This is a genomic window from Bacteroidota bacterium, assembly GCA_018698135.1.
GTDB lineage: Bacteria > Bacteroidota > Bacteroidia > CAILMK01 > JAAYUY01 > JABINZ01.
Genome location: JABINZ010000237.1, coordinates 1 through 21,762, shown reverse-complemented (window position 1 = coordinate 21,762; position 21,762 = coordinate 1). Strand labels below are relative to the sequence as shown.

Sequence of the window (21,762 nt, the reverse complement as noted above, 5' to 3'; positions counted from 1 at the left end):
GTTGAAAGACTTTGACTTGCCTTTGATAGTTCTGTCAATACAATAAAAACCATCTCGACAATTCAAACGAATACAAGGTTTATCATCAAGCTGAACACCTTCTATCTGTTGAACAAAGGTTGATTTAATTGATTTTGGTATATACTTTTTATAATATTCTGAATCTTGAGAGAATGAATTTAAATGAAGTATAACAAAGCAAAAGCGCAATATTGATTTGAAGATTTTCATAGTTGAAGTTTATTCACAAATATAATAAGTCACTTTGAAAAATTTGTCTAGAACTCAGTATATAGAGTATCTCTTCCGTTGACTACACATGCAATATGCTGTATTTTACTTTTTGGATCAAGAATCGTCCAATGCTTGACTGCATAAATATCAATATGTTCTCCAATAAGCGTTTTTAATTTAAATGTACGCAGTTCACTGTCCAGACCTCTATTGATATAAAACACTTTGTCATTTCCAGCAATTCGAATATTAATATCTCTCGTTTCATCGCTCGACCATATTTGCTCCACTTCACCTGAAATCACATAACAGTTATTTGGTCTGGGATGAATAATTGGTCTGAAGGAAATAATGATGATTAAACATAAAGCAAAAACACCTGCTCCTAAATAATTATTTTTGCTTCGTTTCCACATCCTTGAAATTTCTTTTATAATTTAATACAGTCAAGAAATATTCCAAATCACAAGTCACACATTATCTGCTTGTAACGATTTGCAAAAGTCCCATCTTTTGTATAATTATTAAAACTTCCTGTTTCAGAATTAAACAGGTTACTTTAAGTGTCATATAAAGCTAATTATATATTTTCTTCATCTATCTTTGCACCCGCTTAAATAACAGAAAATGACAGAAATACGCAACATTGCCATCATAGCACACGTTGATCATGGTAAAACAACATTAGTTGACAGAATCCTTCATCAGGTTAAATTGTTTAGAGATAATCAAGACATGGGAGAATTGATTCTTGACAGCAATGATCTGGAAAGAGAAAGAGGAATCACTATTTTATCAAAAAACGTTTCTGTAAGATATAAAGATACTAAAATCAATATTATAGACACACCTGGTCACGCAGATTTTGGTGGTGAAGTAGAGCGTGTTCTGAACATGGCAGATGGTGTTTTGCTAGTTGTAGATGCTTTTGAGGGCCCCATGCCTCAAACCCGTTTCGTACTGCAAAAAGCAATTGAACTTAATCTCAAACCTATTGTAGTAGTTAATAAAGTTGATAAGCCCAACTGTGATCCTGAATCAGCCCAAGAAGCTGTTTTTGAACTAATGTATAGTCTGGATGCTACGGAAGACCAATTGGATTTCCCAACAGTATATGGCTCTGCAAAAGCAGGTTGGATGTCTGAAGACTGGAGAAAACCTGCTGAAGATGTCACTTATTTGTTGGATTCTATAATTGAACATATTAAACCTTTCAAGGTAGTTGAAGGATCACCTCAAATGCAAATTTCTGCCATCGATTATTCATCTTATGTTGGCCGGATCGCAGTAGGCCGGATTACTCGAGGAACTCTAAATTGGGGCGAAAATGTTTCCCTGGTTAAAAAAGATGGAAGCATTTCGAAAAACAAGATCAAAGAGATTTACACTTTTGAAGGTTTGGGTAAAGAAAAAATTAAAACACCGGTTCCTTCAGGTGAAATATGTGCTATTTTAGGAATGGATGGTTTTGATATTGGTGATACAATCGCTGATTTCGAAAATCCTGAAGGATTAAAAAGCATGGCTGTAGATGAACCAACTATGAGTATGCTTTTTACCATTAATAATTCACCTTTCTTTGGACAGGATGGTCAGTATGTTACCTCTCGTCATTTAAAAGAAAGATTGATGAAGGAAATAGAGAAAAACCTTGCATTGCGTGTTGAGGAATCAGGAACTGCTGATGCATTTATAGTATTTGGACGAGGAATTCTTCACCTGTCTATATTGATCGAAACCATGAGACGTGAAGGGTTTGAGCTTCAACTGGGTCAGCCAAAAGTTATTGTTAAGGAAATTAATGGCAAAAAACACGAGCCTGTTGAAGTACTTACGGTAAATGTACCCGAAAGTATGTCGGGCAAAGTAATTGAACAAGTAAGTATGCGTAAGGGTGAACTATTAACCATGGAAACAAAAAACGATAGAGTCAATATCGAGTTCCATATCCCTTCACGAGGTTTAATCGGATTACGAAATAAAGTACTTACTGCAACGGAAGGAGAAGCAATTATGGCTCATCGTTTCAAAGCATTTTTGCCTTGGAAAGGAGATATGCAAAGTAGACGAAATGGTTCATTAATCGCGATGGATGCAGGTACATCTATACCCTACTCTTTGCATAATTTACAAGACAGAGGTAAGTTTTTCATTAATGCAGGAGAAGAAATTTATGGTGGTCAGGTAGTTGGCGAAAACAACAAACAAGAAGACATGATCGTTAAAGTCACCAAAACAAAGAAACTCTCCAATGTCCGTGCTGCAGGAACTGATGAAAAAATGCACATTGCACCTGCTATTAAATTCAGCTTGGAAGAAGCACTCGAGTACATCAAAGAGGATGAATATTTAGAAGTAACTCCAAAGATTTACCGTATGCGTAAAATCCTGCTCAACGAGCATGATAGGAAAAGAGCGGCTAGGTAAAAATGAAATTAATAATACATTATTATACTCTGGATTAAGTCTGCGACTTAATCCTTTTTATTTATGAAAGTTTGTAACTTTCATATTAATGCCATCAAAATATACAATACAGAACCATCAAAATCCACACTTCTTAACATATTCTACAGTTGAATGGATTGACATTTTTACAAGACCAGTTTACAAAGACATTGTAGTTGACAGTTTAAAACATTGTCAGAATGAAAAAGGATTGATTTTGTATGCATGGGTAATCATGAGCAACCATGTCCATCTAATTGCTTCAGCAAAAGAGAATTACAAGCTTTCTGATATATTAAGAGATCATAAGAAATTTACGTCAAAAAGAATTATTGAAGCTTTGAATCATCCAGAAGAAAGCAGAAGAAACTGGATTCTTTGGCTATTAAAATCTCATGGAGAGAAAAATTCCAATAACAAAAACTATCAAGTCTGGCAACAAAACAATCATCCTGTTGAATTGGAAACCAACAAAATGATTGATCAGAGATTGGATTATTTACATAATAATCCCGTAAAAGCTGGGTTAGTCAACATTCCTGAAGAGTATACATACAGCAGTGCCATTGATTATGTAGGTGGAAAAGGATTGCTAGATATCGAATTTATTGTTTAGGAATTGTAAGTTTTAAACTTACATCATTCAAAGGTTTCAGTTGCAAACTGAAACCAGAGTTGATTTTATAAATCGTCATTGCGAGCAAAATGCAATGATGCGCTGCAATCTACAAATTATACACGGAAACCTAATGAGGAGATTGTTTCGTCCTTTGTCCTCGCGATGACGTTTCAACTAGGAATTAATAACTCTTTCTCTTTCTTGCAGCACCACCACTTCTTGATTTTTTAAAATCCTTTGCAGGAAAATCAGGCTTGAGTCGTGGTTTGGGCTTTGACTCTGGTTTTGAAATTTCAACAGCTACTTTAGTCCCTTCAAATATGGCAGGTTTGCCACCCAAAAAAGAATCTAAAATTGATTTTTCAAAACTATTTTCCACTTCGAAAAAGGAGAATTTCTTCATGATATCAATACGTCCAATTTCAATATTTTTCGACCGCGTTTGCTCGTTTATTAATCCCATCAATCGTGCAGGATTTAACCCTTGCTTGATACCAAGATTGATAAAGAAACGGCTAAAGTTGGCATCTCTTGATCTCTTTCTTTCTTTATTGCCTCTGTCTAAATTATCAGAACGATCTGAGCGATCAGAACGTCCCTTTCTATCAGGTCTATCAGATCTATCATCTCTTTCAACTTTATTAAGATCTTGAGCATTCTCATAATAAGAAAGGAATCGATTAAACTCAACAGATACAAATCGCTTGATTAAATCCTCCCGACTCATCCATTCAAGTTTTTTATAAATCTCAGGCATATATGCCTCAATTTCTGTTTCATTTACTTGTGTATGTTCCATCCTGTCAATGAGATTAAACAGCTGCTTTCCACAAATTTCAGATCCATTAGGCACCTCTTTCAATGTGAACTGTTTACTGATCATTTTCTCAATATCCCTGATTTTCCGCTTATCCTTCACATGAATAATGGAAATACAAACACCCTTCTTTCCTGCTCTACCGGTTCGACCACTACGGTGGATATACAGCTCTAATTCATCAGGTAAATTATAATTGATAACATGCGTAAGATCATTAACATCCAATCCACGTGCAGCAACATCGGTTGCTACCAACATTTGAATAGTCTTTGAACGGAAACGGCTCATTACATGATCGCGCTGGGCTTGCGATAAATCACCATGCAGTGCGTCAGCACTATAACCATCTCCAATAAATTTATCAGCAATTTCCTTTGTCTCCTTACGTGTCCTACAGAATACAATACCATAAATTTTAGGATTAATATCTGCTAAACGCTTCAATGCTTCATAACGATGTTTTGCCTGAACCACATAATATTCATGTGATACATCATCAGCTCCAATATTCTTTTTACCAGCAGTAATTTCAACCGGATTACTCATGTAATTATTGGTAATACGAATAATCTCATTCGGCATAGTGGCCGAGAACAAAAAGGTTCTTTTTTCCTGAGGAGTATTAGCTAAAATGGCATCCAAATCATCTTTGAAACCCATGTTCAGCATTTCATCTGCTTCATCAAGTACCAAATATTTAATATGCTTTACCTTCAGTATTCTTCTTTTGATCATATCAAGCACACGTCCTGGAGTACCAACAACCAATTGAGGTTGCCTTTTCAAATCTCTGGTTTGCTTGCCAATATCAGCACCACCATAAACAGCAGTTACGCCAAAGTCTGGTAAATATTTTGAATAATTGGCTATATCTTTAGTAATCTGTACACATAGTTCACGTGTTGGACTCAATACCAATGCCTGCACATCAGATGATAAAGGATCGCTAAGTTCTATCAATGGCAAACCAAAAGCAGCAGTTTTACCAGTTCCGGTTTGTGCCAGTGAAATAATATCACTTTCGGTGCTAAGTATAACAGGAATTGTTTTTTCCTGAATAGGAGTTGGATTTTCGAAACCCAATTCTTTTGTGGCTTTGAGAATTTCAGAGCTCAGTCCTAAAGAATCAAATGTAATCATGTGTTTTTCTTGTCAATCTCTAAGCAATAGCGCTTACAAATCATTGTTTATTCAAGCTGCAAAAGTAATTGTAATAAATGGATATAGATGCAAAATACTTGATTTTCAAAAAGTTAATACCAAATTATTAAGGCAATGCATCAGGTCACTCAGCGCATACTTAGCTCATGGTGATTTCTAGATGTAATTGTGTAAACCCGAATCAATTTCGGATCTATATTGAATTAGCCAATATGTTTAATATTGAAAGTTTTGCTAATTTTGAGATATGGCTACAGTTGACAACATACGAAATGGCTTGATTGAAAAAATATTAACAATTCGCAACAAAAAGTTCCTGTTAGCATTGGATAATCTAATTTCTTCCAATTCTGCGAATGATGAAGTTTTTGAACTAACACACGAACAAATTTTAATGCTAAAAATAAGTGAAGAAGATATTCAATCAGGCAGGACTGTGTCTGAAGAAGAGTTGAAATACAAAACAAATGCATGGCTAAAAAACAAGAAAAGCTGATTGTTAAAACCCTCTCTGGATTAAGTCTGTGACTTAATCCCAATCAAATTAAATCATTCGTTTATTATTGCAAATACAAAAACCTCATATTATGGACAAGTTCCAAAGAAATTACATGAATTGTTGAAATCACAATAATGCTAGTACGATATCGTTAGTAAACATATCAAAGAAACTTCAATGAAGTATAAACTACTATTATTCATTACTCTAGCCCTAATTCTTTGCTCCTGTTCAAACAGGGATAAGGAGATGGAATACAATCAGTTTTTATGTAATCAGATACAAAAATCAACAGTAACCTTAATTGACGATAATTATAAAACGCTGGAACAGTTTGGTAATTTATTGCCATGGATGCCAAACAGTCTAAAAATCTTTTATGATAATGCAATTAGTTTAAATGAAAATACTGAAAACTTCATGCAATACATTGATTCTATAGTAAAGCTAATTTCTTCCAATGAAGACATATACTCATTAAATAAACCAAGTTCAAAGAATGAGTGTAATGACTTAATTTTCAATAAGCACCTTGGAAATGAAATAGCGAAGAGAATTGCTCAAATTAATGATCAATTCTTACAGTCCACGGCTACTTTTTCAAAATATGTAAGTAAAACATATATCGAAGATATTCACCTCATTCAGGTTAAAAACAAGACTGAATGGGTAAAGGAAACATTTACGAACCTCTCAAATGCAGAATTATTAATTACACTTTTACGATTAAAACAAGAGATTATCCGACTTAATCACAAACTTATTTTAACTCAAATTAAGTGTATTGGAGTGTCTGATTACCGTTTTGACAGAATGATCCCTGTTGTATCTATGGACAGGCAAATACTCTTTCAAAATGACACTGCATACTGTACGATTGTACTTGGAGCCTACAATTCTAAAATCAAAACAGATGTTACCATTGAAAACTGTGAAACATTCTTTGAGTATGGAAAACAAAAAGCAATACTTCCCACAAAAAAAACAGGATTTAACATATTTGAAGGAAGCATGACTACATTAAATAATAATGAAAAAACAGAATTTCCTATTATAATTGATTATTTAGTTTATTAAAATGAAGTACTTACTCATTATATCATCAGTATTCTTGATTGTTTCCTGCAATTCTGATAATCAGAACTATTTTATTGAAATGTATAATTCAGAAGTATATGTTTATGACGAATTGTTAGAAATCTCTGATAAACAAATGGATCAATGCTACAGATTTACTCATACATCAAATTACTTCAAAAAACAATATTCAGCTTCAATAGACTCTATTGATAACATTTATAAATCATTCAGTTCGAAGGTATCCCTTCTCGAAAAAGAGTTATTAGAAAAAAATGAAATTTTCCTGGAAAAGCAATCAAATAACAGCAATAATATAAAAAACTACTTTAAAAAAGTGCCCTACAGTTGTAAAATCAAATATAACAGACTACTAAATGACATTGATTATTTGACCAATAGAATATTAGCATTAACTAATGACACAACTATTTACTCTTTCTACTCCTCTTATCTCGATAAATCAGTTTATTATGCTAATACCTACAAAAACAAAAATGTTCTAAACAGCCTTTTACAATTAAAACTCATACAAATATCTTTAGAACAGTTAAAAATTGATTTAATAAATAGTTTTCTTCAAAATCAACCAAAGAAACTAGAGTTTGATTCCCAATTACCTGTTGTCGTCATGCAAAAGAATTTGTATAAAAAAGGTGAAATTGCTGAAGCAGAAATATTATTGACAGAATATTCTTCCAAATCACAACAACAGTTATTGATTAATAACGACACAATCAGCTTTATTAATGGACTTGTTCGGTATAAATTAGACACTCGAAAAAAGGGTCAACATGATTATTTATTTGAAATTCTTGATTACGATAAATATGAGGATCAAAATAAAATTTATCAGGCTCGATTATTCTATCATGTTTATTAATGCTTGCTTGGTTTTAAGTCTGATACTTAACCCCCTACCATAAACTTATCTCTTCTTATTTTTTCACCAATCAATAAAAAAGAAGTAGCATCTTACCAGAGGCAAAACAATTGCTTAAACCTGCAATATATTTTAAAAAAATAAAGACTATATCATTACTGATAACAATTGATCGGATTCCAAACAAAAGCAGTAATTGTTCTAATTATTATTTTTTTCAAAAATCAAGTATCTAAATTAATCTTCTTATTTTTTTCGTATTTTTATTTTCGAACAAATCATTATTCAATGGCTCTCACTATCCTCAAATGTTTCAATTAAGCGATAACAAAATAGTATATAAATCTTCGTTAAGATTATTCTGCTATATAACATGCCTATTTTGCTATTTGTTTTCCTTGAGTAGTGATCTATATGCACAAGATCATCAATCCGATTTGAAGTTTATTTCCAGTGCAGCAGACTATCATGAACATAATTGCCACGCGCATAATTCAAAATCTTTGATTAAAGCAAATAGTAGTTTCCTTGCGAAAATAAATCCTGTTGGATGGGTTCTGGCTGGCACTATGTATTTATATCAAAATGTAATTTCACCCCAAACAATATCTAACTGCCCCTATGAATTATCCTGTTCAAATTTCAGCAAGCAAGCAATTTCAGATTATGGATGGATTAAAGGAGTACTTTTGTCTGCAGACAGGCTGAATAGATGTAACAACTTGAATATCTCAGAATTACCTCCTGAGTCTTTTAATGAATTAGGTCAAATAGTTGACTTACCTTCTCAATACTTAAATAAATGACAAAAATCCTCCTCTCTTTCGTTCTACTAATAATTTATCAGCCGATAAAGGCTCAATCATTAGCGGAAGAAATTGGATTTATTAATCATTTATATGAAACTAAATTATATGAGGAAGGCATCTTTTTCTTACAATCATTAAGCAAAAATGAACAGTTAAATCAAAATCAGAAAGATTCTATTGTCATTTTAATTGCAAAAAATTATTATCAATTAAACTCTGATTCCGCTATAAGATATCTTGGCTTAATCAACCATTCCTCGCATCCGCAATTTAATTCTGCCTATAAAACAAAAGCTCTGATCGAGTTGAACAACAATTCGTTTCAACAAAGTCTAAAATCATTGGAGCAAATTAATAACTCAGACAGTTATTGTAATTGTTTGGAAATATTCAACAAATATTCACTATCAGTTCACGATAAAAGATCAAAACGAAATACTCAAAGCAATTATAGAGATCACTTGGATAAGTGTAATGTATTTGTCAAAAACACAGCTGATTTAAGCAAATCAATGGATGAGTTAGAAAAGTTAAATCGAAAATCGGCTATGTTAGCAGGCTTAATGTCGGCAGCAGTTCCTGGCTTGGGAAGAGTTTATTCTGGGAAACCAAAGCAAGGTTTAGCTTCATTTTCAGTGCTCGCAATTTGGGGCTTGCAAAGCGCTGAAGCTTATTTTAAAAAAGGATACAAAGATCCGCGTTTTATTGCTTTTGGTTCTATTTTCAGTGTTTTCTATATCAGTAATATTTGGGGTTCAGCATTGTCTTTAAAAATTAAAAAACAAGAGGTTTATGACCAAATACATCATCATTATGTTGCTTCTCTGGAGCAATACATTGTTTGGTAGCGACTCTGTCTCATACCAGCGTACAGATAGTCTTGCAATTGCAGGAGACTATTTAGCTGCATTGGTGGCATATGAGCAGATTATTTACCAGCATGATGACGTGCTGATACAAGCCCAATCTCTATTAAAAAAATCCTATGCTCAAAAAGCAGCACATCATTATACAGATGCCATTAAAAGTCTTTTTCGAATTAATATTTTATCAAATTGGACAGATTCTTTTAAATATCTGATTTTATATGAGAAAGCACTGTGTTACTATTTGTCTCATAATTATAGCCGCGCAAAAAACGAACTCAGTAAAATGAAATATGCTTTTGCGGATTCAACCATCGCTGATAAATCCATATTTCTAAGTATACTTGTATTTAATGAACTACATGAATGGGAACAGGCCCAATCCCAATATGCTAAATACATGCTCTTGAATAATTTGAATGACTCCTTTTTATCAAAATATGAGGAGCTGATCCACAAAAATGGATTCAAGAAAAGGAAAACGGCTAAAACTTTATCATTCATTGTCCCAGGTCTGGGACAAGCCTATTCTGGTTATGCGGGCAGAGGATTCAGCAGTTTGTTGTTGCATGCTGGATTGGCAACCTACACTTATATAAGCTTTGTTCAAGGCTATCCAATATCTGCCTTTTCAACTGGTATTGGCTATTTAATAAGTGTTTATGTTGGAGGAGCAAAATATGCTCAGACTCTTGCAAATAAACACAATGATGCTATTCAAAATGAATTTAAGGACACTTTTAAAGCATATATATTAAAAATAGAAAATCAAAAAAAACTATGAAAAACATTAAATTAAAAACTATGAATGCAAAAATCACATTACTAACATGCAGTATATTCTTACTGGGATTTTCAAGTTTTGCACAAAAGGATGATGACTCTGAATTAGAAAGGGTAGAAATTAAGGTTAAAGGTGCAGACGACTATTATGTTGTTCCCGTTGGAGATGAAGGTGTTGTCATGTTTTACGAAACAGATGAAAAGGGCGAAAGTAAGGGAGAACGGGAATGGGTATTTACAAAATACAATACCAGTTTTAAAGAAGATTGGGATGAAATGGTTTCCATTGATAGGTGGTTGACGTTGAAAAAGTTCACCTACGATGGGAAATTTTTATACACGCTTTTTCATGCAACAGGCGCTAGTAGTTCTGATTATAAGTTAATAAAAATAGATGTTAAGAATGGATCAATAACTGATATTGGAGGCAAATCGCTTAATTTTAGTGAAATTGATATGTGCAATATGGGCAATGCATCTATCTGTTTTGGAGGCACATCAGTTCCAAACCAATACCTTGCTTGCGCAAAAGTTTGTCTGGCCTATAGCACTTGTTTCATTCCTTTTTTTCTGGGTCTAAATCCTAACAACACCAACCCTGTAGTTTATTATACTGATTTCAGCGATGATTTAGCTGAACTCAAAGCGATTAAAATAAAGGGAGGTTCAAAGGTTTCAGATATTACCTATGACAACTATTCGAAATCAGCCAATATTATTATTCTGAATAAATACAACAAAGTAAATTACACCTATGTATATGAGCTCGATGTGGAAGGAGATTTTATTAGTGATTATAAAATTGACTCGAAAGGAGGAAATTTAATTACTAGTGGTAAAATCACATCCTTGTCGGCCAATGAGAAAATTATGATTGGCACTTATACCAAACCGCTCAAAGACAAAAATTTCGTAGCTAAGTTTATGACCAATACTATGTTTAGAAGCTATGTTGGTCCGGCAGAAGTTGCTCATGGATTATACATTACTAAACTGATCGATAACGAACAAGAGTTTATCAAATATTATGGTTTCGAAAATTTTGATGAAGCACTCATTGCCATATCAGCTGGCTCAGAAAAAAGAACGAAGAAAAAATTAGCCAAGAGAAAAGAAAAAGGAAAAGACATTACTTTTTCATACAGATTGCTTGTACACGATCTTATAAAGCAAGATGATATCACTATTATGGTAGCAGAAGCTTACTACCCAGAATATCATACAGAATATTATACAACAACAAATTCACAAGGGCAAACAACCACTCAATCGCGACAGGTTTTTGATGGATGGAGATACACCCATGCAATTGCAGCAGGTTTTGATAAGGACGGTGAAATGGTCTGGGATCACTCTTTTAAAATTCAGGATATATTAACCATGAACTTAAAAGAAAGAGTAAAAGTAATGATACAAGAAGAGGAGATTGTTTTAGCCTATTCACATGGAGGTTACATTAAGTCAAAAATTTTAAGTGGAAGCGATATATTAGATGGTAAAAGAAGTGTAAAAATTGAGTTCAATAGAAAATATAAAAAATCAAGTACTAACTATGATGAAGAATTAGACTTTTGGTACGACAACTACTTTTTAGCAAGTGGAAAACAACGACTGGTGAAAAAAAGAAGTGCTCGAAAAAAAGGCGAAAAAAGAAAATCAACTGTTTTTTATTTTAGTAAAATCGCTTTTGAATAATGAAATTGTTTAAAACGCTCACCTTAATAATCTGTGTGCAGCTAATAGGATTTTTATCCTATTATGCTGTTGCTCAGACAACTAAAACTTCCAGTTATTCCATGCCTGAAAGTTTTCCTGACAAGTATTTTTTCGATCCTGAACAAAATTATTACGACATTCTTGACAAATTGAGTGTTCCGAATAAAATGGATGAAAAAGAACGCTATGCTGAACTAATGGCTTTTGGAAAGCAGAATTTGTTTGACAAAGGAGTTGTTTATATGGAGTGGCCAGCCATGGAGGACTATCTTCAAAAAGTACTGAAACAGGTTTTACCAGCAAAACTTAAAGATGAAAATCTACAAATTTATTTAACACGATCGCCATCAATAAACGCCTTTGCAATTCATGATGGATCTGTTTTTATCAATATTGGTTTATTGGCTGAGGTGGCAAATGAGGCAAGTCTGGCCATAATTATTGCACACGAATTAGCACATTATATTAATAATGATGTGGAATCGTCATTTTTCAGAAAATTAGAGCAGTATAGCAAAAAAAACCGAAATACAAATCATGAAATCAGGATAGACAATGCTGCTATAGATCGGGATATGGAAAGGTTAGCCGACAGTTTAGGCTTTGACTTAGCTAATACTGCTGGCTATAGTTTAACCAACGGGTTAATAAACTTTTATCAATTTTTGAAAGAAGAAGAAAAATATCGATTAGAAAAAAAATCGAAAAATCGAAAACTAATAAATGCAGGCTCCGAACTAAAAAGCAAGGAAGAAATAAAAGAAAATCTACTATTATCTCACCCCAAAGCAGTTGAGCGAATTGAAAACCTTGAGAATTATCTTGATAATTTTAGTAAAGAAAATAAGAAAGACTTTATTGTTAGCGAGTCAGAATTCAACGAATTGCAAGCAATAGCAAAAATCGAAGTATTAAAATTACTATTGAAAAATGCACAATATCATGATTGTGCTGAGGCAGCCTTTAAGAAATATTTATTCGATCCAGATAATGAAGATTACATCTATTATTTACTTGAATCAATCAGACGATTAATTTATTTAGATACTAAAATAGCCGAAAAAGGTTTTCTAACAGAGGATCTGAGGTCATATTTTAAAAAGGGTGAAGGTATTCTTAACGACCTTGATTTTATTTTAACTGATTCGGCAAGTGTATTATTTATTCAAGATTCAAACCTTATCAATAAAGACTCCCTCCCTTTTAATACATATACAGAAGCATTTAATTATTTTGAAAAATTGGCAATCGATAAAAACATTACAGAATCCTACTTAACAATTGCCCTTTTCAACCATGATAAAGTTTATACAATGTTCGAATATTTGAATCAGTATTTGGAATATGAAGATGCTTTATACCCCGAGTTTGCTAAGGCAGCTCTACATAATAGTTTATTTTCAGAACTTGATAAAAACAATAAAAACATCATATTGATGGATCGGTTTCATTATTTAGAAGATCACAAATATGGCTACTACAATCGTTTTTTCAAATCCGAAGTACTGACAAATAACTATTATACTGCATTAAAGGATGTAATGGGAAAGCATTTCTCATCTTATGAATTGATTAAGATAGACGAACTTAAAATTACTGATTTTAAAAAATACAGGGAGTACATGGATATGCTAAGTTTGGCTCTTTATTTTGAATATATGGATGATCATAAAGGAGAAAAGGTTTCAGAAGAATACTATTTTACCAAAAAAAAGAAGCAAATAGAAGAAAAGGATAAAAAACATGTTTATTATCTTGATCCTTACAGTTGGTATTTCTACAAGGAAAATGAGATCAGCACATTTCAATATATGAACACAAGTTATTTTGATGATCAAACACTACGCTACATGCCTCTCATAAGGGCATTAACGATAGTTACAGCATTTATTCCATACATCCAAATTGGTGATGTGCAGGAAATGCTATCGGGTTCGGCAAGATACACCTATGAAATAAATATGTATAAGTTTGATGCTTCAAAAAGTGAAAATAAAATTTATTCCAATGATGTTTATTACAAAATGACCGAAGCTTACTTCCTTAATACAACCTATCATCTTTTAAAAGAGCAAGAAAATGAAAACTAAATTTCTTATTCTGATTTTACTTTCTGTCTGCAGTTTACAAGACAATTTTGCTCAGGGTGGATTTCTAAATAAAAAAAATCAGATTCAGTTCGATTTCTTCAACCCCTTATTTAGTGGTGATTATGGATTCACACTTACTCGATCCATAAAAGAGGACATGGCTTTGTCTGTGGGATTTAAGTTCAATAGGAACTCAACCCCACAGCTTCGTGCCTATCATGATTATGGAGATGAGTTTTATGCGGTGTATTTGGCCTTTGTGAGTAAAGACTTAAGGGAACATATTCCCATTTGGGGAAGCTCTAAGGGATTACTTTTTGAATTCGACATACTCGCTTCCGGATTATCGGGAATGCAATTGCCTTTGGGTCATTATTGGGGTTATGGCTATGAAATTTTTCTTGGTAGCTTCGAACAAAGTGAACTTATTGGCGACATTATGTACATCACCCCATTCGATCATCGCTCTCATAAATTGAAAGGATTTTGGGGGAAAAACACCTATCTCAAATCAAATTTCACTTTGGATATGCGCCTTGAATTTGGACTTCAATTTGGAAAATCCTCTTCACTTAGTTCAGAGAATATTGTTGCCCATTTCCCTTACTACAGAGGTGTGTTCAATATGAATTTTATTCGAATTAGCGATTCAACTATCGAGGGAGTTTACTTTGAAAGATATCTTGGTACTTTTATTTACCCGAAATTAAGTATTGGTTATTTATTTTAATAGAACAAATAACTATTTGATTTCATAGAAGAATTTTGCTATTATCAAATATTTTATCCTGAATTAGTCATTATCTTAATCCCCTTTCATTAATTTTGCTCCAATTAATAATACAAATTTCATGGAAATCAAAGATCAAGTATTCAATACAATTAAAACATCCGAAAAACCACTCAAAGCTGCTGAAGTAGCAGAAATCATGGGTGTCGACAAAAAAGAAGTGGATAAAGCCATCAAAACACTCAAAAAGGAAGAAGCAATTATTTCACCTAAGGTGTGTTATTATACGGCAAAGTAAGTAATGGAATTGCAAGAATAGAAAATTATTCTCCTTGAATAAACAAGAGATTAATACTAGCATTCTCACTTCACAATGCTAGTCTTATAAAAGATTTGTTTCCTTTGAAAAAATAATCAAAGATTAATAATTTGACAGTAGTTAATAAAGAAGCAAAAATTCTAGATTTATGCAAAAACAAGTCAGTACTTGACGTTGGTGCAATAGGTCAGGAAAACAATTACAAAAACCCAAACTGGTTACACGCAAAGATCAAAAATTCAGCAAAAAGTATTGTTGGAGTTGATATTATACAAGATGAAATTGATAAACTTAAAGAACATGATTATCATTTTATTAATTGGAATACTCTAAAGCAACTGAAATCTAAATTTGAGGTAATAGTCATGGCGGACATAATCGAACATGTTGGAAATCCGCAAGAATTGCTTCAACAATACATTCCATTTATGGAAGATGATGGCATAATTGTGATTACTACACCTAACTCGAATCGAGCTCGAAACTTTCTATCTATTTTGTTCTTCAATAAATATGGAATGAACCCTGAACATACCATGTGGTTTTGCCCAAAAACAATGACTGAATTAATTAATAGAACCAGACTACAAGCTTATGAATTCTTTTGGCTAAGCGAATATAATAGCAAATCAAAAATTAGTTTTTCAAAATATATTCTTCTAAAAATAGAAAAGTTATTCGCTTTTTTTAGGAAGGATTTCAGTCCTGCATTTATGTTTATTGTATCTAAAAAGTAAAGTTATTAATTCAGAAAATCTTTCATTCTATTCTCAAATACAATGTTTAACTCCAAATATGTAAGTCCGAACTGAATTCGGACCTACTTGCGTATAGATGGAAATTTTAAAGCCATAAACGGACCCCAGACATCTATAAACTTTCTTCTAAATTATTTATTTTTCACAAACTGCATTGCATAATATTTAGCAGTTAATTTTTCTCCTGTAGCTTTTTCAATCATGTCATTCCAATAGTAACGAGCACCAGGTTTAAATATATTCTCTAATAAATAATCCCCAACTGCTTTATTATTGGCAAAACTTTGATTTTTATAATCTTCAGACTTGAATATTTCTTTGGTAATGTAATAGTACAACTGAGAAGCTAAGAGTTCACCTAGCAAATAATTATGGTAGTAACATGGCGATGTGGCAATATGCACTTTACTGGCCCAATCCGGAGCTTGCCTGTTATCTGGTCTTGTCACCATTTGATATTGTTCTACTAAATCCCACCACAATTTATTTAAATCCTGATCAGGATTTTCATACATACCTTTCTCAAATCTGTACATCACTTGTGCCCAACGACTAAAAACCAATTGCTCCAACCTTAAAGTATTTAAACTTTCCTCAGTAATAGCTCTTTTTTCTTTAGACGAAATGCCAACAACATCCTTTAACCATTGTGGATTGGAAGCAAAACGACCAAACATTTGAGCAATAGCTTCAGTTGTAAACGTATGAGCTGGATCTCTTAAAACATAAGGCAAATCCCTGTCAATGTATTTATCATAAACGCCATGCCCATATTCATGTAGCATGGTATTCATCCATGAACTATTATCTTTGATATTACACAATATTCTAACATCTCCTTCATTATCAATATCAATACAGAATGCATGTTGGTTTTTGCCAGGCTTTTCGTATAAATCACTATTGGCTAGAATATCGGTAATATCTAATCCAATTCCGGCATAATAAGAGCTTGTTAACTTTTCAATATCTTTTCCTTTATAATATTTGTCCAAATCAACATCATACATACTTGGAGCTTCCTGAAAGAATCTATTTTGATAATGCCATGGCCTCAATTCTTCAACTGAAATTCCATTTTTCTTTGCTAAATAAGTATCAATTTCTCCTTTTAACTCAATGAAATCTGCTCTCGTTAAATCATCTAATTCATTAAACAATTTGAACACATCTTCAGGATTCTGATCACTCATCAAAAGCTTCATTTCATGAAAATTATTAAATTCTAATTGCTGGGCAATTTCATTGCGAACCCTAACTAAAGTAAGAACATCTTCTGCAACTAAAAAACCTATATTTTTATGCGCTTCCCAAACTGCTTTTAATTTTTCAGAATCTGTTTCCTCTTTCAATATCCTTTCAATTTCATTATCTGAAAGTTTTTCTTCACCCACTATTGCTCGAAAATTACTGTACTTTTTCTCAATATCAGTACTCAACATAATCATCTCTTCAAGTTTCTTTTCATCAATTCTACTAAAAAGAAATGCATTATATAAACTTGTTAATTGCCTTGAAAGAAGCTCATCAACAATTTCTCCAGATTCTTTAATCTGCAATAACACTTCATAATCCTCAACATTTGAATGAATCTTGCTCAACTTTATTTGATTTTCTTCAGCAAGTTTGTAATCAGCATCACTTCCTGAAACAGCAGCATTGAAATATGCCAAGGCTGTTTCTCTATTTAAATCTTTAACTTGATTCTCATATTTTACAATAAAATCTTTCAACTTTTGCTTCATATCCTCTTTTTGTGGATTCCTGAATGAAAGTAGCAGGCTAATTCCAATTATTAAAACGGCTAATCCTTTTAATGCATTTTTCATTTAATTTGGTTTTAATTTAATAGGCTAGGATTACAAAAATACAAATTGCGTAAGTAGAATTGAAATAAAAAAAATGTCACCCCATTAACAAAAATAAGGTGACAATAATCTATTATCGCTGAATTTATATTACAATTTCCCTCCTTGTTTATGCCACTTAACCCATTTCGCCCATTGCTCTTTAGTCAGAATAAGACGAACATTTTCAACAAAATCCTTATGACATTTGTGAAGGTTCACAATAATTTGCTTTCTGATAGGATTTGTTTTCAATACTTCCTTCGTGTGTAATTTCAATTTATATAACGCATCTTTAAGCTGAGCTTCTGTTATTTTTCCAGCATTGTAGCTGGCTATTAACTCATGCTTCTTTTGGTTTGCCTTAGCAATAATTTCATGGTTTAACTTTTTAAGTTGTAAAAACAAATGATGTCGACATTTGTTATATTTTACAATTGAATAATGTAGTTTTTTAACTTGCTCAGGGCTTAAATCCAATTTATCTAACAGGAACCGAAGCTTAGGAGATATAATACCTTTACCATCTACACTTTCCAATTCTGAATCTGCTGGAATACCATCATTACTAATTTCTATGTCTGCATCTACATCAGGATCAGTAAATTCAGGCTCCAATAATAATCCCAAATTATCGAGGGGGATTTCTGCATTTTCAACAATACTTTTTGCTAATTGGTCAGATGTATTGTCATCTACCAATACATTCTCTTTTTCGCAGGAAACAACTAATAAGCCTAAACCTATTATGGTGAGAACGGCTAACATTTTCATCTTAATTTTTTTCATCATTCTGATTATTTTATGAACAGGAATAGTGATTAGATACTAAATTATCTCAAAGGTTTAATTACAAAATTAAAAAATATACAATAGCAATTGCAAATTTTTAGGCAGAGTATTTGAATAAGAATGCAAAATTGCATTTGTAATGAAGAGTATAAAGGAAAGAATAAAAGCATATACAAGCAAAAAATCCAAATTTGGAATAGCATCTGATATCGTCTTTGTTGCCATATTAATAGCCCTATTATTCCCTACATCAAGAAATGAGCTAATAGTCGGAGTTAAAAAACTGTTGCTTTTTCAACCTGGCCTTGAAAAAAACATAGAAGAGCTTGGTGAAAAGGATTATAATTGGTCTATTCAAAATTTGGATGGAGAAATAATTCCGTTTTCAGAATTTCAGGGTAAAACAATATTTCTGAATACATGGGCAACATGGTGCCCTCATTGTATTGCTGAGTTTCCTAGTATACAGCGGCTTTATGATGTGTATGGAAAAGACATTGAATTCGTGATACTGAGTAATGAAAATCCTTCCACTGTTCAAGCATTTCTTGATAAAGTAGGCTATGACTTTCCAGTATACTTAACGTATGATGCCATGCCTGTAGCACTTGAATCAAGATCACTTCCAACCACATTCATTATATCTCCAAAAGGAGAAATTTTGATTAATAAAAAAGGAAGTGCAAAATGGGATGGCGATAAAGTGAAAGCTTTAATTGACGATTTACTCAGTAAATAAATGGAATAATCCTACTGCTTTTCTTCTGATAAGTAGAATATTCAGGAAACCGTTTTAGAAGCATTTTTTCTTCCCAATGAAGCTTATAAACAAGGTCGGCTATAAGTATTATGAAGATTATCAAACGAAAAATACTGAAATTCTCAATAACCAAAGGGAAAAGCGTTAGAATTATAGCCGTATACATGGGATGGCGTATGACTTTATAAGGGCCTTTTTGTGTAAGTTTAATATTCTCTTTCAAATCCGGTGGTATATTTATATTACCTCTTCCCATTACGTAAAGAGCCCAAATCCCAAGAAACAAGCCTGAAATTTGTATAATCAGCAAAATCAAATTATCAATAAAAACAGAATCACTCACTAAAAGGATTGCAATAGCTGCAAATTGAATAAAAATAAGGCTGTATGATTTTACTTTGTTTTCAGCGTATAACATTGAATTTGTGGCTAGTTTACTTAGTATTTATACGATTTGAAAAAGTATATTAACCAAGAATTAAGCCATTTCACATCTTATGACCACTTGTCTCATCAGTGTCTCTCAAAGAGGACACTGGTGCGTAAACACAAACTCACTCTGAATTATTGACTTATTTAAGCAGGGATTTGCAACGAAATTGTAGGTCCGAATTGCCTGCCAGAAATCAGGCTGGCATTCGAACTAACGGGATGCTAAATTTGACCGAATATAATTCGGTCCTACATTATTTTTCCTTTCATCTGGTGAACACAGTCCACGAGTATTTTCCCTCGCCTACTGAGGCTGTCTCAAAAGACACCACTAGTTTAAGTTTGGAACTTAAACCTACAAGCACTTACTCTTTGACTTAGAATATTGCAATATTAATTTTTAGCTACACACAGAAATAAATGATAGGATTAAGTTTGCAACTTAAACCTACAAGCACTTTCTCTTAGACTGAGAATATTGTAATATTAATTTTAAGCTACACACAGAAATGAATAGATAGGATTAAGTCGCAGACTTAATCCAGAGGTTTAACTTTGATTTTGGCGTATAACATAGCACAAGTTTACCAAAAATCAAGCCAGTACTGCTAAATAAAATGACCTATTATCTTTTTAAGCTGAGTTCGGGACAACCCTGCTTTTCACATATTTCTCTATATTCAAATGCTTAGTAAGGATGATATTTTACGACAAAATTCAGCTATACTTTGATTGTGGGTCGGAATTGAATTAGGTCCGCTTCAGTCATATCAGATTTCTACATGAGTAAACTCGATAGAATATTGTAATTTAGCTACAAGAAAATGAATACAAATACGATTTACAATGAAAACTGCCTGATAACCATGGCCAAAATACCAAATGATTTTGTGGAATTGATTCTCACCTCTCCTCCTTACGATTCGATGCGTGATTACCATAATACTGACTTTGATTTCAAAGCAATAGCTAAAGAACTTTACAGGATTTTAAAAGATGGATGTGTATTGGTATGGATTGTTGGAGATGCAACTGTTAAAGGTAATGAAACAGGAACGTCATTTCAACAAGCCTTATATTTTAAGGAAATTGGCTTCAATCTTTTTGATACGATGATTTATGCAAAACAATCAAGAGGAGCAGTTGGAAATAATAAAAGCTATTGGCAAACTTTTGAATATATGTTTGTTTTAAGCAAAGGTCATCCAAAAACAATTAATCTCATTAGAGATAGGCCAAATAAAGAAAGCCGTAAAGGAGACACAGGTACAAAAAGATTACAAAATGGAGATCTAAAACAGATTAAAAGAGCAGGTTATGAATCATTTGGAAGAAGAACAAATATTTGGGAGTACCATGTAGGAAAAGGACATTCGACTAAAGATGAAATTGCGTTCAAACATCCTGCAATTTTTCCTGAAAAATTAGCAAACGATCATATACTAAGCTGGAGCAATAAAGGAGATTTGATTTATGATCCGTTTATGGGTAGTGGAACAACGGCAAAAATGGCTCTATTAAATAATCGAAATTACATCGGTAGTGAAATTTCAAAAATCTATTACAATCTATCACTTGAGCGTATTGAAAAATACAAATACGATAAAGATTAGCACAAAAAAAACCCTCGCTGAAAAAACAACGAGGGCTATAATAATTTGGCAATGACATACTTTCCCACCTGACGGCAGTAACATCTGCGCAAGTGAGCTTAACTTCTCTGTTCGAAATGGGAAGAGGTGATCCTCACCGCAATAATCACCAAATTAAATTTTGTCTGGTAAAATATTCCAGATATAAATTAACATGTCAAAAATATTTAAAAAAATTAGAAAGCTTACGGGTAATTAGTACTGCTCAGCTAAAAACATTTCTGCTCTTACACCTGCAGCCTATCAACGTTATAGTCTTTAACGACCCTTAAAACAGAAGTCTAATCTTGAAGTGAGCTTCGCACTTAGATGCTTTCAGTGCTTATCTCTTCCAAACGTGGCTACCCTGCGATGCAACTGGCGTCACAACAGGTATACCAGAGGTTTGTCCAACTCGGTCCTCTCGTACTAGAGTCAGGTCTTCTCAAACTTCTAACGCCCACAACAGATAGGGACCGAACTGTCTC

The 21,762-nt window shown here is 32.8% G+C and carries 20 protein-coding genes and 2 rRNA genes; 15 read left to right on the top strand and 7 right to left on the bottom strand.

Annotated elements, in window-relative coordinates:
* Nucleotides 1-278: 278 nt before the first annotated feature.
* Complete coding sequence (locus HOG71_14760; protein MBT5992108.1) at nt 279-650, bottom strand: hypothetical protein; 372 nt, start codon at nt 648-650, stop codon at nt 279-281.
* A gap of 211 nt (nt 651-861) precedes the next feature.
* Here HOG71_14760 and typA point away from each other — a divergent pair, with 211 nt between their 5' ends.
* Both typA and HOG71_14750 read left to right on the top strand, forming a co-directional pair.
* Entirely contained in the window at nt 862-2,661 is a 1,800-nt protein-coding gene (typA, locus tag HOG71_14755) for a translational GTPase TypA (protein MBT5992107.1), read from the top strand.
* 88 nt (nt 2,662-2,749) lie between these two features.
* Nucleotides 2,750-3,298 carry a transposase gene (locus HOG71_14750; protein ID MBT5992106.1) on the top strand — a complete coding sequence of 183 codons (549 nt, stop codon included), beginning with the start codon at nt 2,750-2,752 and terminating at the stop codon, nt 3,296-3,298.
* Between the two features lie 184 nt (nt 3,299-3,482).
* Here the strand turns inward: HOG71_14750 and HOG71_14745 are convergent, their stop codons facing one another.
* Nucleotides 3,483-5,261 carry a DEAD/DEAH box helicase gene (locus HOG71_14745; protein MBT5992105.1) on the bottom strand — a complete coding sequence of 593 codons (1,779 nt, stop codon included), beginning with the start codon at nt 5,259-5,261 and terminating at the stop codon, nt 3,483-3,485.
* A gap of 268 nt (nt 5,262-5,529) precedes the next feature.
* Here HOG71_14745 and HOG71_14740 point away from each other — a divergent pair, with 268 nt between their 5' ends.
* The 11 genes from HOG71_14740 to HOG71_14690 all read left to right on the top strand — a co-directional run bounded on the left by HOG71_14740 (nt 5,530) and on the right by HOG71_14690 (nt 15,791).
* Nucleotides 5,530-5,778 (top strand): hypothetical protein, encoded by a 249-nt coding sequence (locus HOG71_14740; protein MBT5992104.1) that lies wholly within the window; start codon nt 5,530-5,532, stop codon nt 5,776-5,778.
* Nucleotides 5,779-5,958: 180 nt separating this feature from the next.
* Entirely contained in the window at nt 5,959-6,858 is a 900-nt protein-coding gene (locus HOG71_14735; GenBank protein MBT5992103.1) for a hypothetical protein, read from the top strand.
* Nucleotide 6,859: 1 nt separating this feature from the next.
* Nucleotides 6,860-7,741, top strand: a complete 882-nt coding sequence (locus HOG71_14730; GenBank protein MBT5992102.1) for a hypothetical protein — start codon at nt 6,860-6,862, stop codon at nt 7,739-7,741.
* 398 nt (nt 7,742-8,139) lie between these two features.
* Nucleotides 8,140-8,547: a membrane protein insertion efficiency factor YidD gene (locus HOG71_14725; protein ID MBT5992101.1), complete on the top strand. Its 408-nt coding sequence runs from the start codon at nt 8,140-8,142 to the stop codon at nt 8,545-8,547.
* Nucleotides 8,544-9,398, top strand: coding sequence for a hypothetical protein (locus HOG71_14720; GenBank protein ID MBT5992100.1), 855 nt, complete (start codon nt 8,544-8,546; stop codon nt 9,396-9,398). Before HOG71_14725 ends, HOG71_14720 begins: the two co-directional genes overlap by 4 nt.
* Entirely contained in the window at nt 9,343-10,200 is an 858-nt protein-coding gene (locus tag HOG71_14715; GenBank protein ID MBT5992099.1) for a hypothetical protein, read from the top strand. Before HOG71_14720 ends, HOG71_14715 begins: the two co-directional genes overlap by 56 nt.
* A 20-nt stretch (nt 10,201-10,220) precedes the next feature.
* On the top strand, nt 10,221-11,894 hold the full coding sequence (locus tag HOG71_14710) for a hypothetical protein (protein MBT5992098.1): 1,674 nt from the start codon (nt 10,221-10,223) through the stop codon (nt 11,892-11,894).
* The gene (locus tag HOG71_14705; GenBank protein MBT5992097.1) at nt 11,894-14,005 is read left to right on the top strand and encodes a M48 family metalloprotease; all 2,112 of its coding nucleotides are present in this window, start codon (nt 11,894-11,896) and stop codon (nt 14,003-14,005) included. The genes HOG71_14710 and HOG71_14705 overlap by 1 nt, the downstream gene beginning before the upstream one ends.
* On the top strand, nt 13,995-14,735 hold the full coding sequence (locus HOG71_14700) for a hypothetical protein (GenBank protein MBT5992096.1): 741 nt from the start codon (nt 13,995-13,997) through the stop codon (nt 14,733-14,735). The genes HOG71_14705 and HOG71_14700 overlap by 11 nt, the downstream gene beginning before the upstream one ends.
* 121 nt (nt 14,736-14,856) lie before the next feature.
* A complete protein-coding gene (locus HOG71_14695) occupies nt 14,857-15,033 on the top strand; it encodes a MarR family transcriptional regulator (protein ID MBT5992095.1) in 177 nt (58 codons plus the stop codon).
* A gap of 131 nt (nt 15,034-15,164) precedes the next feature.
* The gene (locus tag HOG71_14690) at nt 15,165-15,791 is read left to right on the top strand and encodes a methyltransferase domain-containing protein (GenBank protein MBT5992094.1); all 627 of its coding nucleotides are present in this window, start codon (nt 15,165-15,167) and stop codon (nt 15,789-15,791) included.
* A gap of 152 nt (nt 15,792-15,943) precedes the next feature.
* On the opposite strand, the gene HOG71_14685 is transcribed toward HOG71_14690, so the two are convergent.
* Both HOG71_14685 and HOG71_14680 read right to left on the bottom strand, forming a co-directional pair.
* The gene (locus HOG71_14685; GenBank protein ID MBT5992093.1) at nt 15,944-17,641 is read right to left on the bottom strand and encodes a peptidase M3; all 1,698 of its coding nucleotides are present in this window, start codon (nt 17,639-17,641) and stop codon (nt 15,944-15,946) included.
* Between the two features lie 129 nt (nt 17,642-17,770).
* Nucleotides 17,771-18,448, bottom strand: coding sequence for a hypothetical protein (locus tag HOG71_14680; GenBank protein MBT5992092.1), 678 nt, complete (start codon nt 18,446-18,448; stop codon nt 17,771-17,773).
* Nucleotides 18,449-18,590: 142 nt separating this feature from the next.
* On the opposite strand from HOG71_14680, the gene HOG71_14675 reads away from it, so the two are divergent.
* The gene (locus HOG71_14675) at nt 18,591-19,190 is read left to right on the top strand and encodes a TlpA family protein disulfide reductase (protein MBT5992091.1); all 600 of its coding nucleotides are present in this window, start codon (nt 18,591-18,593) and stop codon (nt 19,188-19,190) included.
* On the opposite strand, the gene HOG71_14670 is transcribed toward HOG71_14675, so the two are convergent.
* Nucleotides 19,180-19,629, bottom strand: coding sequence for a hypothetical protein (locus HOG71_14670; GenBank protein MBT5992090.1), 450 nt, complete (start codon nt 19,627-19,629; stop codon nt 19,180-19,182). The two genes, HOG71_14675 and HOG71_14670, sit on opposite strands and share 11 nt — an antisense overlap.
* Nucleotides 19,630-20,467: 838 nt before the next feature.
* On the opposite strand from HOG71_14670, the gene HOG71_14665 reads away from it, so the two are divergent.
* Nucleotides 20,468-21,256: a site-specific DNA-methyltransferase gene (locus tag HOG71_14665; GenBank protein ID MBT5992089.1), complete on the top strand. Its 789-nt coding sequence runs from the start codon at nt 20,468-20,470 to the stop codon at nt 21,254-21,256.
* A gap of 43 nt (nt 21,257-21,299) precedes the next feature.
* Here HOG71_14665 and rrf read toward each other — a convergent pair.
* A 5S ribosomal RNA gene (rrf, locus tag HOG71_14660) occupies nt 21,300-21,409 on the bottom strand.
* A gap of 50 nt (nt 21,410-21,459) precedes the next feature.
* Nucleotides 21,460-21,762, bottom strand: a 23S ribosomal RNA gene (locus HOG71_14655); the annotation flags it as partial.